Here is a 12,052-nt window from a genome sequence, read left to right as displayed (position 1 = left end):
AACAAATCATCAACGACTTATAGTCAGCTCATTTCCTCGCCTTCAGGTTAATGACAATGGGTGCCGCTACGATCCGCCTCGGCGGAATTCAAATCCGACCGAACTCAAAACCGGAGACAATGCATGGACTACTTAAACTCTATTATTCTAGGTATTATAGAGGGCATTACAGAGTTTCTGCCGATCTCGAGCACGGGCCATCTGATCATCGCGGAGCAATGGCTCGGCACCCGGTCGGAAATGTTCAACATCGTCATTCAGGCGGGCGCTATCCTCGCCGTCACCTTCATCTACTGGCGTCGCCTGTTGGATCTGGTGCTTGGTTGGCGGGATCCGCAGAACCGCGCCTATGCCGCTAAGCTGATTGTGGCATTTCTCATCACGGCGGTCTTGGGGCTTATCGTCAAGAAGCTCGGTTTCGAATTGCCTGAGAATGTCACGCCGATCGCCTGGGCGCTGATCATCGGCGGCATCTGGATGATCTTTGCCGAATGGGCCGCTGCGCGCAGGCCGCCCCATACCCAAATCACCTGGCTCGTTGCCATCCTGGTTGGTATTGCCCAGATCGTCGCTGGCGTCTTCCCGGGGACGTCGCGCTCCGGTGCCACGATTTTCGTCGCCATGCTGGCAGGCACCGGCAGCCGTGCCGCAGCGACCGAATTCGCCTTTCTTGTCGGCATTCCAACCATGTATGCCGCGAGTGGCTATGAACTGCTGAAGACGTTCAAGGACGGCGGAGCGGCAGGCGAAAATTGGACTTCGCTCGCGATCGCCTTCGTCGTTTCAACGATCGTGGCTTTCATCGCCGTCAAATGGCTGCTCTCCTACATCCAGAGCAACCGATTTACGGTGTTCGCGATCTACCGCATTATTCTCGGAGTTCTGCTGCTCGGCATGGCGGCGGCCGGCTTGATCCGCTGAGACGGCGGTCGAACGCTCTTTGCGCAGCGAAAACAAAAGCCGGTGCAGAAGCGCCGGCTTTTTTCGTTAAGGGTTGATGGAGGCCGTCGAACAGGGGTCGACGCCATAGGCCGGCGAGCACTCGCCTTTGACTGCCGCCACGCTTCCGGGTGCAATGAATGAGCCCGCAACGATAACCAGTGCCGCGCACGCAAACAGAAGCGCGATGGACTTGCCCATAGAAAAATGCCTTTCCGCAGTAAGAGAGCGCGTCGCGAAGTGGTCTTGGGTCCAACTGGACGGCGCGCGGATTTGTTAGTCGGTGGAATGGTAATTAGCAATAATAGTTCCGGCTAAATTTGGCGTTAATGCCGGTAGTTGATTGGTGCGTCTTTTCAGCAACGATTGTCCTTGAAAAAGCCGCTGGAAAGCGCCGAAAAGCCTGAATCCCGCCACCAAAATGCAAGAACACCGCCGGCTGACCTCAGCGGCGGTGTTTAAATTTTTAGGGAGTTTTTTAAGATTCAGGCGGCCTTGCCGGTGCCGGTAAACTGGCCCTTGGGGCGGTAGCGCACCAGATAGGACGGCAGTACCGAAGTCAGCATGGTCGGACGTACGCCGATTGCCTGGAGCGTGCGACCTTCGGCTTCCGCTTCCTTCGAGACGACATTGTCGTGCTTCAAAAGGCGAACCTGGTCAGGTGTGATCGGCGGCGTGATCAACGGAACGAGAGACGCGATGCTGCCGATTAGGGAGGCGACGCCGAACGGCAGCGACACCAGCCGCCGCTTGCGGTTGACGATCGTAAGCACAGTCTCGAGACATTCGCGAAAACTGAGGACCTCCGGACCGCCGAGCTCGTAGGTCTTGCCGGAATTGAGCTTGCCGTCGACAGCGAGGGCGACAGCCTCGGCGACATCTTCGACATAAACAGGCTGGAACTTGGTCTTGCCGCCGCCGATCAGCGGTAGCGCCGGGGCGAAGCGAGACATGTCGGCAAACTTGTTGAAGAAATTATCCTCGGGGCCGAAGACGATCGATGGGCGCAGGATGACCGCATCCGGCTTGATCGAGAGAATAGCAGCTTCCGCGCGACCCTTGGTGCGAGCGTAGGCCGAGCCGGAATGAGCATTGGCACCGATGGCGGAGAGATGCGTCAGCGTTGCGCCGACGGCACGGGCGGCCTCGGCAACGGCGCGGCCGCCGAATTCCTGGACGGCGTCGAACGTATTACGGCCGCTCTCCGACAGGATGCCGACACAGTTGACCACATGCTGGGCGCCTTCGACGGCGCGGTCGATCGAGTTGCGATAGCGAAGATTGGCCTGGACGATTGAAATCTGGCCCATATTGCCGGCCGGCACCAGGAAGCCGGCAAGATCCGGCCGCCGCACAGCGACTCGAATGCGATAGCCGCGCTTTGCAAGGACGCGCACGACGTGACGCCCGACGAAGCCCGACCCTCCGAACACGGTGACGAGTGGCGGAAGGTTGGACAGGGTCATGACAGGTTCCTCGAAAGGCTTTGGATTGTGCTGATCTGGTTTCGTCTTAGCCGAATCGAAGAGCGAGGTGAAGTGCCATCGCGCCTCATCTTCGATGCAGTTCGTCCAGTTTAGATGCCCTCGACGACAACCATTTCGGCGTCCGCTATTTCATGGCGGATTTTCGCGGCGATCTGGTATTCGGGCGAGTTGTAGCAATCGACGGCGTGCTGCAGCGAAGGGAATTCGATGACGACATTACGCGCCCGCGCTGTTCCTTCGAGTTGGACATAGGAGCCTCCACGAGCGAGGAAATTAGCACCGTATTTCTCGAAGGCCGGCTTGCCGGCGGCGACATAGTCCTTGTAGCGCTCGGTGTCGCGGACATCGACGCGTGCGATCCAGTATCCCTTGGGCATGACAGTCCTCCTGGTTTTCTATTGGTTGCCGGGTTCTAGCGGTTGGCCGGCCAAAGCGCGGTCAGCATCTCGTCCAGTATGGCACGTGCCGCCTGTTTCGGGTCGGAAGCCTTGACGATCGGTCGGGCAACGACCAGATGGCTCGATCCGGCGCGAATGGCATCCGCCGGTGTCATCACCCGCTTCTGGTCGCCCTTGTCGCTCCCGGCCGGGCGGATGCCCGGCGTCACCAGCGCCATGTCAGGGCCGATGATCTCGCGAACCGCCGTCGCCTCTTCCGCCGAGCAGACGATGCCGCCCATGCCGGCAAGTCGCGCCTGTTCGGCCCGCCGCAGCACCAGGGCATGCGGATCGTATTCATAACCCGCGTCAGTCAGGTCCTGGGCATCCATGGAGGTCAAGACGGTAACGCCCAGAAGACATAGGTCGGAACCCTTTGCTGCAGAAACGGCCGCCTGCATCGCCTTTGGATATGCATGCAGGGTCAGCATCGACATGCCCATCTTGGCGATGTTCTCGACGCCGGAAGCGACAGTGTTGTCGATATCGAGCAGCTTCATGTCGAGAAAGATTTTCTTGCCACTCTGTGCCAGGTCGCGGGCAAATTCCAGTCCGCCTGCAAAGGCCAGCTGATAACCGATCTTGTAGTAGAGAATATCGTCGCCGAGGCTCGCGACGATGGTTTCGGCGTCCTTCAAGGTCGGCACGTCAAGTCCGACGATCAAGCGCTCGCGTGCTGTTGGTGCGGTCATTGCTCAACCCATCCCGGCCAGTCTTCGATAGGCGTCCAGTCGCATGAGAGCGCACGGTCTGCAAGACGAAAACAGAAAAGATTGCCACCACCGGCCGGCTGATCCGCTTGTCGCGTGATTGGTCGCTTTTCGAGATGGCATTTGAGCAGGGTGCCGACCCCGCCGTGGCCGACAAAGGCGATCGGAACTTCGGGATCATGGACCCCGAGGATCGCTTCCACGCCCGACACGATGCGCGCCTGCGCGTCGACAGCCCGTTCCCAGTCGTGGAAGCTCGCGGTCGGATTGGCAAAGAACCAATCGGCAGCCCTTTCGAATTCAACCGGCGGCAGGAAGCCGGTGGCGCTACGGTCGTTCTCCTCCATGCCCTCGACGACTTCGACGGGGGCGCCGCTGGCACTCGCCAGCAACGTGGCGGTCTCAACGGCCTTGACCTCATCGCTGGAGATGATCCGCCCAAGCAGCCGTGCCCAAGGTCGGCCCGCGGCCAATCGCGCACGAGTGGCGCCCTTCTCCGAAAGGCTCCATTTTGGAACGGCGACGGCGGGATCGATGAGGACTTGCGGATGAGTGATATAAAGAGCGAACATCGACGCAAAGCCCGTCAGCCGCGCCGGTAGATCCAGAGCTGAGCCGGCGGGATGTTGCGGACGACGAAGTCGAAATGCTTGATGTGATAGCGTTCCGGCCGAGCGATGATCGGCGATACGGCGCCGTAGGAAATCTGCACCACGGGGCGACCCGGGGGCAGGCGGTCAAGCAGGCTTTCGAGCAGGGCGATCCGCGCCTGCATCGGAAAGTTCAGCAGCGGTATGCCTGAGATGACGGAATCGAATGTCTGGCCACGAAGCACGCCTAGCGTCTTGTCGAGGTCGAAGGCATCGCCATTGATGAAATTGACGCCGGGATAGAGGCGTACGAGATGTTTGAAGAAGTCGGTGGAATATTCGATCGCCACCAGGTTTTCCGGCTCGACACCGCGCGCCAGGATCGCCTTGGTAATGGCGCCGGTGCCGGGCCCGAGCTCGAGAACCGGGAGGCCGGATTGAATATTGACGACGCTCGCCATCTTGCGGGCGGTGACGGAGGAGGTCGGCACGATCGAACCGACAGTTCGCGGCCCCTGCATCATGCCCTTGAAGAAACGGATCTCCTCGTCGAATTTCTTTCCCAGCCGTTCCTTCAGTCGCAGCGCCATGGGATTCCTCCAGAATTTCTAAGACGCAGGTGTATCGTCTGCGTCTTATCTTGCAAACCCATGCCGCAAAAACAAGGCTGAATGTCGCAATCGGCAAGGTTTGTAGCAATGACTCCGCTGCTAGACGCGCATCGGCATCAGAACGTAGAGCGCATCGTCGCCCGCCGTGTCGCGGATCAAGGTCGGCGAGCCGGCGTCTGCCAACAGGAAAATAGCCTCGTCGCCGGAAAGTTGCGCCGTGATGTCGAGCAGATATTTCGCGTTGAAGCCGATTTCCATCGGATCGGTATCATAGCCGACGGCAACTTCTTCCGTGGCGCTGCCCGAGTCCGGATTGTTGACGGTCAGGAGCAGCTGGCCGTCAGTCAGCGCCAGCTTCACGGCGCGTCCGCGCTCGGAAGAGATCGTCGAGACGCGGTCGACGGCCTGGGCGAACGTTTGGCAGTCTACGCGCATTTCCTTGTCGTTGTTGGCAGGGATAACGCGCTGATAGTCTGGAAAAGTGCCGTCGATGAGCTTCGAGGTCATGACGATGTTGCTGATCGTCAGGCGGATCTTGGCGTCCGACACTTCGACGGTGACGTCGACGTCGGGATTGTCCAGGAGCTTCTGCAGCTCGCCGACAGTCTTGCGCGGAATGATGATGCCTGGCATGCCCTCCGACCCGGAAGGCGCGTTGACGTCGGCGCGGGCGAGGCGGTGACCGTCTGTCGCGACGGAGCGCAGTTTCAGCTCGCCACTGCTTTCGATCGTGTGGAAGAAGATACCGTTCAGATAGTACCGTGTCTCCTCAGTCGAAATCGCGAACTGTGTGCGGTCGATCAGCATCTTGAATTCCTTCGCCTTCAAGCGGAAGGAATGGCTGAAGGTGCCGGCGGTCAGATCGGGGAAGTCGGATTCCGGCAGGCACTGCAGCGAGAACTTCGAACGGCCTGACGCAACGGTCATCGAACTGCCGTCGGTGTTGGTCGCGAGCAGAACTTCCGAGCCGTCAGGCAGCTTGCGGACGATGTCGTAAAGCAGATGGGCGGGAACAGTGGTGGCGCCGGCCTGCTCGACATTGGCCGGCGTCGCCTCGGTGATTTCGAGGTCGAGGTCGGTCGCCTTCATGTCGAGATTGGTGCCGTCGGCCTTGAGCAATATGTTCGAGAGGATCGGGATCGTGTTGCGGCGTTCCACCACGCGGTGAACGTGGTTCAACGACTTCAAAAGGTTTGACCGCTCAATAGTAATACGCATGGGATGCTACCGCTTTCGACCGTTACTGTCCGGACCCGCCAGGGAGCGCCTGAAGGATTCCTCTCCGCGCCAGGCCCGGAGGAGTGGACCGGCAAAATGGCAGAATTCGGCATGCGAATGCAAGGGGCATGCTTCACCACACCCGTTCATTTCGGGTTTTCCCCTCGGAAGACCACAGGATTCCGTCCTCTATTGCCCAACCGGCACGCCTCGCCCATAAAGGCTAGACTTTTTGACAGGGCATGGACGGCATATGAGTGATGAGACTTCGAGCGATGTCGGCAAGGCGCGCGCCTACAGGCTGCACAATGTGGCCATCCCCGCTCGCCCGCTGGAGCCGGCGCTCTACCTCGTCGCAACACCGATCGGCAACCTCGGCGACATAACGCTGAGAGCATTGGAAACGCTAGCCGGGGCCGATGTATTGGCCTGCGAGGATACGCGCGTCACTCGTGTTCTGCTCGACCGCTACGGCATCAACGTCAGGCCCTATGCCTATCACGAATACAATGCCGATGAGGTTGGCCCCAAATTGCTGCAGGCGCTTGCGGGCGGCCGTTCGGTAGCGCTCGTCTCCGACGCTGGGACGCCGCTGGTCTCGGACCCCGGTTACCGGTTGGCGGTACAGGCGATCGAGGCGGGCTTTCGCGTCGTGCCCATTCCAGGTGCATCGGCGCCGCTGGCAGCGCTTGTCGGCTCGGGCCTGCCCAACGACGCTTTCCTGTTTGCGGGTTTTTTGCCCGTCAAGGACAAGGCCCGTCGCGATCGTCTCGCCGAGGTAGGCGCGGTGCCGGCAACGTTGATCTTCTTTGAATCGCCGCATCGCATCGCCGCGACGCTGAAGGCCGCCGCAGATGTTCTTGGACCCACAAGAAAGGCTTCCGTCTGCCGCGAACTCACCAAGACCTTCGAGGAATTTCGCCGAGGCACCCTCACGGACCTTGCCGACCACTACGAGGGCGTGGACAACGTCAAGGGCGAGATAGTCCTTCTTGTGGCGCCTCCCGAGGAGGCTGTCACGCCTGAGGCCGATGTCGAAGCCATGCTGATCGACCTGTCGAAAACCATGCCGACTGCGAAGGCTGCCGCGGAAGCGGCGCGCATCACCGGGTTGTCGAAGCGTGATCTCTATCAACGACTGCTTGAGATGAAGGGGCGGCATGAGTGACAGCGGCGAGCGCCTGAAACGCCGCAAGGCCTGGCGGCGCGGCCATGTCTCGGAATATCTCGCCGCTTTTTTCCTGTTTATGAAGGGTTACCGCATTCTCGCCATTCGCCACCGCACCAAGCTTGGAGAAATCGACATTATTGCGCGCAAGGGCGATCTTGCGGTGTTCGTCGAGGTCAAGGCGCGGCGGCTCGAGCAGGAGGCGATCGACGCGGTTTCCCACAGCGCACAGAAGCGTATTCGGGGCGCGAGCGACCTCTGGCTCGTCCGCCAGCCCGACTATGCGCTCCTGTCGCAACGCTACGACATCGTCGCCATCCTGCCCGGTCGCTGGCCGCGACATTTTCGGGATGCGTTCTGAGCGATCCATCATGGAGGCGTCACAAAACGCGATTATTGCCGCAGGCATTCCACAATCAGCCGACTGCAAGCGTCGCGTCCCTATCCATGACAGACAGGTTCAGAATGATCCGCAAGACCGTTTCCGATTTCGAAGTCCTCTCCCACGAGGAACGCCAGAGCTTTCGCACTCTTGAAAAGACATTTTCAGTCCACGACGCGACAATCGCCTCGCTCCCATGCATGAATGCAGTGCGCACTGGCGGAACACCGACCAGCACCGCGCCGCTGGCCTTCCCGTTTACGGTCGCTGCGTGGAACCTCGAGCGATGCCTCTTCGCCGAGGAATCTGCTGCCAAGCTCCGAACAGCCCGTGCGCCGCTGGTGCTGCTGAGCGAAATGGATGAGGGCATGGCTCGAACGGCTCAGAAGGACCCGACGGCGATCGTCGCCGGCGAACTCGGCATGACCTACGCCTATGGCGTCGAATTCATCGAGCTCAGCCTAGGGTCCGAGATCGAGCATTCTTTCTGCAGCGACAACTTCAATGCCAAGGGTTTTCACGGCAACGCGATGATGGCATCGACAGCGCTGAAGGACCCCTTCCTCTTTCGTCTACCCGGCGAGGCTGTCTGGTTCAAGGACAGCAACGAACAGCCGCGTGTCGGTGAGCGCTGTGCCATCGGCGCGACGGTGGAAACCGAAGAGGGTCCATTCGTCGCCGTATCGGTCCACCTCGAAAGCGTCGCCGATGGCCCTTATCGCGAACGCCAGATGACCGCACTGATCGATGCCGTCGAAGCCCATGCGCCGGGGCTGCCGATCCTGATAGGCGGCGACTTCAACACCGGCAATCATACCGGGGGCGACTTTGAAGCTGACACGCTCTTCGCAATGGCCGCCGGTCGCGGCTTTGAGCGTCACGGCGGGCCGCTCAGTGAGACGAGCACCCGCCCAAGCCTGATCACCCGCTTTCCCGAACGCGCAATGAAGCTTGATTGGTTCCTCAGCCGAGGCCTGAAAATCAGCGAGAGCCACCTGGTTTCCTCGCTGAACGATGAAGGCAAGCCATTGTCGGATCATGACCTCGTGGTCTGCACTGTCGAAGGACTGGGCTGAAAGCGTAGAATGGTTAAGATGCAATCCTTTCTGTGAACCTCGCCCTTACGGTCGTCGTGCGATGACGTCTCGAATGCTGATCGCAGGGTGGGGGAAATCATGGTCTGGAGACCGATATTGGCAAGCGCGGCTGCTTTTGCGATACGCGCGGTGCCCGTTGCATTTGCGCCGCCCGAAGCAAAGCGCTTTGTCGCCGGTGCCGCGGGCGACCTGATCCTTCGCCCTTCGCCGATCGAGCCGGGCTGGATCATTTCCGGAGCCCCCGTAGCGCGGCTGGCCGAGCATTCGCGCGGCCAGGACGACGCGGCAGTTACCGCGATATGGGATTGCACCTCGGGTGAATTCAATTGGCATTTCGGCTGGGATGAGACGGTGGTGATCCTCGAGGGAGAGGTTCTTGTGACAGCCGAGGACGGCACCGAGCGGCTGCTTCGGGCAGGAGACGTCGCCTATTTCGCCGGTGGCAGCTCGGCCGTCTGGAACATAGAAACCTATGTCAAGAAAGTTGCCTTCTGCCGCAAACCCTTCCCGAAGCCGCTGACCGCCGCATATCGTCTGCGCAATTTCATAAAAAGCGGTGGCGCGCAGGGGATTGCCGCCTGACGCCAACGCCGACCCGTTCCGCCTGGGAAACCCATTGAATAGCCGTTGCGTTCGGAAGCTCGGCGACCTACATCTGTCCGGAATTCGAGCGAGGGGCAGAGATGGTGAAGATCAGGAATGTTGCGGTCCAGATGGACCATGTGTCGGGCATCAGCATTGCAGGCGACAGCACCTTCGCCATGAGCCTGGAAGCGCAGGCTCGCGGCTACAAGCTCTTCCACTATACGCCGGAACGTCTCAGCATGCGCGACGGAAAGGTCTATGCGACGGCCGAGCCGATGGTCCTCCGCGACATCAAGGGCGACCATTTCGAGCTTGGCGCACCCGAGCGCATCGATCTGTCGACGATGGACGTCGTGCTGCTGCGCCAGGATCCGCCCTTCGACATGGGCTACATCACTTCGACGCACATGCTCGAGCGCATCCATCCAAAGACGCTCGTCGTCAACGATCCGGCCTGGGTCCGCAATTCACCGGAGAAGATCTTCGTCACCGAGTTCGAAGACCTGATGCCGAAAACGCTGATCACCCGCGACGCGACCGAAATCCGCCGGTTCCGCGAAGAGATGGGTGACATCATCATCAAGCCGCTTTACGGAAATGGCGGCGCTGGCGTCTTCCACTCGACCCGCGATGACCGCAATCTTTCCTCGCTGCTGGAAATGTTCGGCCAGATGTTCCGCGAGCCCTTCATCGCCCAGCAATATCTCCCCGACGTCCGCAAGGGCGACAAGCGCATCATTCTCGTCGACGGCGAGGCTGTCGGCGCCATCAACCGTGTCCCGGCCGAGCACGACAGCCGTTCCAACATGCATGTCGGCGGCCGCGCCGAAGCGACGGAGCTGACGGCCCGCGAACAGGAAATCTGTGCACGCATCGGCCCGGCCCTGAAAGCACGCGGCTTCCTGCTCGTCGGCATCGACGTCATCGGCGACTACATGACCGAGATCAACGTTACCTCTCCGACCGGAATCCGCGAGGTCAAGCGCTTCGGCGGCGCCGATATCGCCAGCCTTCTGTGGGATGCCATTGAGCGCAAGCGGGCCTGAACAGCTCAGTCTCGTTCGCGGCGGCGCCCTCTCCCGTCCGTTCTGACGCCACAACCTGTTGCAATCAAAATGCAGCGGAAGCGGGAAATCGTTCATTTATTGTTCTTGTTTTATTCTTTTTTCCATGCAAGATTGCAATCTCTAGCCTCTTCTCGCGTGTAATCGCAGGTATTTTAGGAGAGCGAAACGAGGGGCAGGGCATGGTTGCGCGCGTCAGCACAGTTGCATTTCAGGGCATTGAAGGCATTCCTGTCGAAGTCCAGGTGATGATTGCGCCAGGCAAGATGATGATCCAGATCGTCGGCCTGCCGGATAAGGCGGTCGCCGAAAGTCGGGAGCGCGTTCAGGCGGCGCTGCATGCCTCGGGGCTGTCATTGCCGCCCAAGAAGGTGACGATCAACCTGGCGCCGGCGGACCTGCCGAAGGAAGGTTCGCATTTCGATCTGCCGATCGCGCTCGGGCTGATGGCGGCGCTCGGCGCCATCCCTGCCGATGCGCTCGCCGACTACGTCGTTATCGGCGAGCTCAATCTCGACGGCACCATCGCGGCCATAACAGGTGCGCTTCCAGCCGCGATCGTCGCCAACGCCATGGGCAAGGGCCTGATCTGCCCGGCAGACAGCGGTGCCGAGGCAGCTTGGGCGGGTCCCGACATCGACATTCTGGCCCCACGCAGCCTGATCGCGCTCGCCAATCACTTTCGCGGCACGCAGGTTTTGTTCCGGCCTGAGCCGGCAATCCGCGCCAATCCTGCTAATCTGCCCGACCTTGTCGACATCAAGGGTCAGGAAAGCGCCAAACGAGCGCTGGAGGTGGCCGCGGCAGGTGGCCACAATCTCTTGATGATAGGACCTCCAGGCTCCGGCAAATCAATGCTCGCATCCCGGCTTCCCTCCATCCTGCCGCCTCTGCTAGCCTCCGAACTGCTCGAGGTGTCGATGATCCATTCTATCGCCGGGCAGCTTTCGGGCGGCAAGCTCTCCGACCGCCGGCCTTTCCGCACGCCGCATCATTCGGCCACCATGGCGGCAATGGTAGGCGGCGGTTTGCGCGCGCGTCCGGGGGAAGCATCGCTTGCTCACCACGGGGTGCTGTTCCTCGACGAGTTTCCGGAATTCTCACCCCAGGCGCTGGATGCCCTGCGGCAGCCTCTGGAGACCGGCGAATGCATCATCGCCCGCGCCAATCATCGCGTTTCATACCCTGCAAGTATCCAGCTCGTGGCTGCGATGAACCCCTGCCGCTGTGGCATGGCGGGGGAACCGGGCCATACCTGCGCGCGCGGCCCACGCTGCATGTCCGACTACCAGGCTCGCATTTCCGGTCCATTGATGGACCGCATCGACATCCGCATCGACGTTCCCGCTGTCTCCGCATCCGATCTCATCAGGCCGATGCCGGCGGAAAAGAGCGCCGACATTGCCGCCCGCGTCGCACGTGCACGCGAGCGGCAGCATGAGCGTTTCATGGATGCCGGGCTGAAGGGCATCAGCACGAATGCGCGCTGCTCGACGTCGCTCATCGAAAAACTGGCCGAACCGGACGCTCCCGGCCTGCAGCTTCTTCGCGATGCAGCCGAAAAGATGAAGTTCTCGGCACGCGGCTACCATCGTGTGCTGAAAGTCGCGCGCACGCTCGCTGATCTCGACGGCGCGGCAATGGTTGGCCGCATCCATCTGGCCGAAGCCATATCCTACCGTATCGCCGGTGAACGGTTGAATGCGGCTGCATGAGCATTCGCGGAAACGACGAGAGGCGCCGTGGCGCCTCTCGGTTCCTTGA

Annotated in this window: 13 protein-coding genes; 7 read left to right on the top strand and 6 right to left on the bottom strand. The window is 60.7% G+C overall.

The features are described 5' to 3' along the window. Positions 1-123 precede the first annotated feature (123 nt). Complete coding sequence (locus tag CPY51_RS19350; protein WP_111161850.1) at positions 124-921, top strand: undecaprenyl-diphosphate phosphatase; 798 nt, start codon at positions 124-126, stop codon at positions 919-921. A 503-nt stretch (positions 922-1,424) separates the two neighbouring features. Here the strand turns inward: CPY51_RS19350 and CPY51_RS19345 are convergent. From CPY51_RS19345 to dnaN, 6 genes are all read right to left on the bottom strand, one after another. Further along, positions 1,425-2,405: a complex I NDUFA9 subunit family protein gene (locus CPY51_RS19345; RefSeq protein WP_111161849.1), complete on the bottom strand. Its 981-nt coding sequence runs from the start codon at positions 2,403-2,405 to the stop codon at positions 1,425-1,427. 110 nt (positions 2,406-2,515) lie between these two features. Further along, a complete protein-coding gene (locus tag CPY51_RS19340) occupies positions 2,516-2,803 on the bottom strand; it encodes a DUF1330 domain-containing protein (RefSeq protein ID WP_111161848.1) in 288 nt (95 codons plus the stop codon). 35 nt (positions 2,804-2,838) lie between these two features. Continuing rightward, the gene (gene pyrF, locus CPY51_RS19335) at positions 2,839-3,555 is read right to left on the bottom strand and encodes an orotidine-5'-phosphate decarboxylase (RefSeq protein WP_111161847.1); all 717 of its coding nucleotides are present in this window, start codon (positions 3,553-3,555) and stop codon (positions 2,839-2,841) included. Beyond that, entirely contained in the window at positions 3,552-4,145 is a 594-nt protein-coding gene (locus CPY51_RS19330; protein WP_111161846.1) for a histidine phosphatase family protein, read from the bottom strand. The genes pyrF and CPY51_RS19330 overlap by 4 nt, the downstream gene beginning before the upstream one ends. Positions 4,146-4,159: 14 nt before the next feature. After that, positions 4,160-4,753: a phospholipid N-methyltransferase PmtA gene (gene pmtA / locus CPY51_RS19325; RefSeq protein ID WP_111161845.1), complete on the bottom strand. Its 594-nt coding sequence runs from the start codon at positions 4,751-4,753 to the stop codon at positions 4,160-4,162. A 120-nt stretch (positions 4,754-4,873) separates the two neighbouring features. Beyond that, positions 4,874-5,992 carry a DNA polymerase III subunit beta gene (gene dnaN, locus CPY51_RS19320; protein ID WP_111161844.1) on the bottom strand — a complete coding sequence of 373 codons (1,119 nt, stop codon included), beginning with the start codon at positions 5,990-5,992 and terminating at the stop codon, positions 4,874-4,876. Between the two features lie 253 nt (positions 5,993-6,245). Here dnaN and rsmI point away from each other — a divergent pair, with 253 nt between their 5' ends. From rsmI to CPY51_RS19290, 6 genes are all read left to right on the top strand, one after another. Then, positions 6,246-7,160: a 16S rRNA (cytidine(1402)-2'-O)-methyltransferase gene (gene rsmI / locus CPY51_RS19315; protein WP_111161843.1), complete on the top strand. Its 915-nt coding sequence runs from the start codon at positions 6,246-6,248 to the stop codon at positions 7,158-7,160. Next, positions 7,153-7,521, top strand: a complete 369-nt coding sequence (locus tag CPY51_RS19310) for a YraN family protein (protein WP_111161842.1) — start codon at positions 7,153-7,155, stop codon at positions 7,519-7,521. Before rsmI ends, CPY51_RS19310 begins: the two co-directional genes overlap by 8 nt. Before the next feature lie 104 nt (positions 7,522-7,625). Beyond that, complete coding sequence (locus CPY51_RS19305) at positions 7,626-8,618, top strand: exonuclease/endonuclease/phosphatase family protein (RefSeq protein ID WP_111161952.1); 993 nt, start codon at positions 7,626-7,628, stop codon at positions 8,616-8,618. A gap of 99 nt (positions 8,619-8,717) precedes the next feature. Next, positions 8,718-9,221: a cupin domain-containing protein gene (locus CPY51_RS19300; RefSeq protein ID WP_111161841.1), complete on the top strand. Its 504-nt coding sequence runs from the start codon at positions 8,718-8,720 to the stop codon at positions 9,219-9,221. A 101-nt stretch (positions 9,222-9,322) separates the two neighbouring features. Continuing rightward, on the top strand, positions 9,323-10,270 hold the full coding sequence (gshB, locus tag CPY51_RS19295) for a glutathione synthase (RefSeq protein ID WP_111161840.1): 948 nt from the start codon (positions 9,323-9,325) through the stop codon (positions 10,268-10,270). Positions 10,271-10,470: 200 nt separating this feature from the next. Beyond that, positions 10,471-12,003 (top strand): YifB family Mg chelatase-like AAA ATPase, encoded by a 1,533-nt coding sequence (locus CPY51_RS19290; protein WP_111161839.1) that lies wholly within the window; start codon positions 10,471-10,473, stop codon positions 12,001-12,003. Positions 12,004-12,052 lie beyond the last annotated feature (49 nt).

This window comes from Arminella tubonensis (assembly GCF_003240585.1).
GTDB classification, from domain to species: Bacteria; Pseudomonadota; Alphaproteobacteria; order Rhizobiales; family Rhizobiaceae; genus Rhizobium; species Rhizobium tubonense.
The sequence above is the reverse complement of the archived record's forward strand: the minus strand, read 5'-3'. Positions and strand labels throughout refer to the sequence as shown.

Bases quoted from the DNA above. Each gene is read 5' to 3' on its own strand.
- CPY51_RS19350 (WP_111161850.1), top strand. From the start codon at position 124: ATGGACTACTTAAACTCTATTATTCTAGGTATTATAGAGGGCATTACA.
- CPY51_RS19345 (WP_111161849.1), bottom strand. From the start codon at position 2,405: ATGACCCTGTCCAACCTTCCGCCACTCGTCACCGTGTTCGGAGGGTCG.
- CPY51_RS19340 (WP_111161848.1), bottom strand. From the start codon at position 2,803: ATGCCCAAGGGATACTGGATCGCACGCGTCGATGTCCGCGACACCGAG.
- pyrF (WP_111161847.1), bottom strand. From the start codon at position 3,555: ATGACCGCACCAACAGCACGCGAGCGCTTGATCGTCGGACTTGACGTG.
- CPY51_RS19330 (WP_111161846.1), bottom strand. From the start codon at position 4,145: ATGTTCGCTCTTTATATCACTCATCCGCAAGTCCTCATCGATCCCGCC.
- pmtA (WP_111161845.1), bottom strand. From the start codon at position 4,753: ATGGCGCTGCGACTGAAGGAACGGCTGGGAAAGAAATTCGACGAGGAG.
- dnaN (WP_111161844.1), bottom strand. From the start codon at position 5,992: ATGCGTATTACTATTGAGCGGTCAAACCTTTTGAAGTCGTTGAACCAC.
- rsmI (WP_111161843.1), top strand. From the start codon at position 6,246: ATGAGTGATGAGACTTCGAGCGATGTCGGCAAGGCGCGCGCCTACAGG.
- CPY51_RS19310 (WP_111161842.1), top strand. From the start codon at position 7,153: ATGAGTGACAGCGGCGAGCGCCTGAAACGCCGCAAGGCCTGGCGGCGC.
- CPY51_RS19305 (WP_111161952.1), top strand. From the start codon at position 7,626: ATGATCCGCAAGACCGTTTCCGATTTCGAAGTCCTCTCCCACGAGGAA.
- CPY51_RS19300 (WP_111161841.1), top strand. From the start codon at position 8,718: ATGGTCTGGAGACCGATATTGGCAAGCGCGGCTGCTTTTGCGATACGC.
- gshB (WP_111161840.1), top strand. From the start codon at position 9,323: ATGGTGAAGATCAGGAATGTTGCGGTCCAGATGGACCATGTGTCGGGC.
- CPY51_RS19290 (WP_111161839.1), top strand. From the start codon at position 10,471: ATGGTTGCGCGCGTCAGCACAGTTGCATTTCAGGGCATTGAAGGCATT.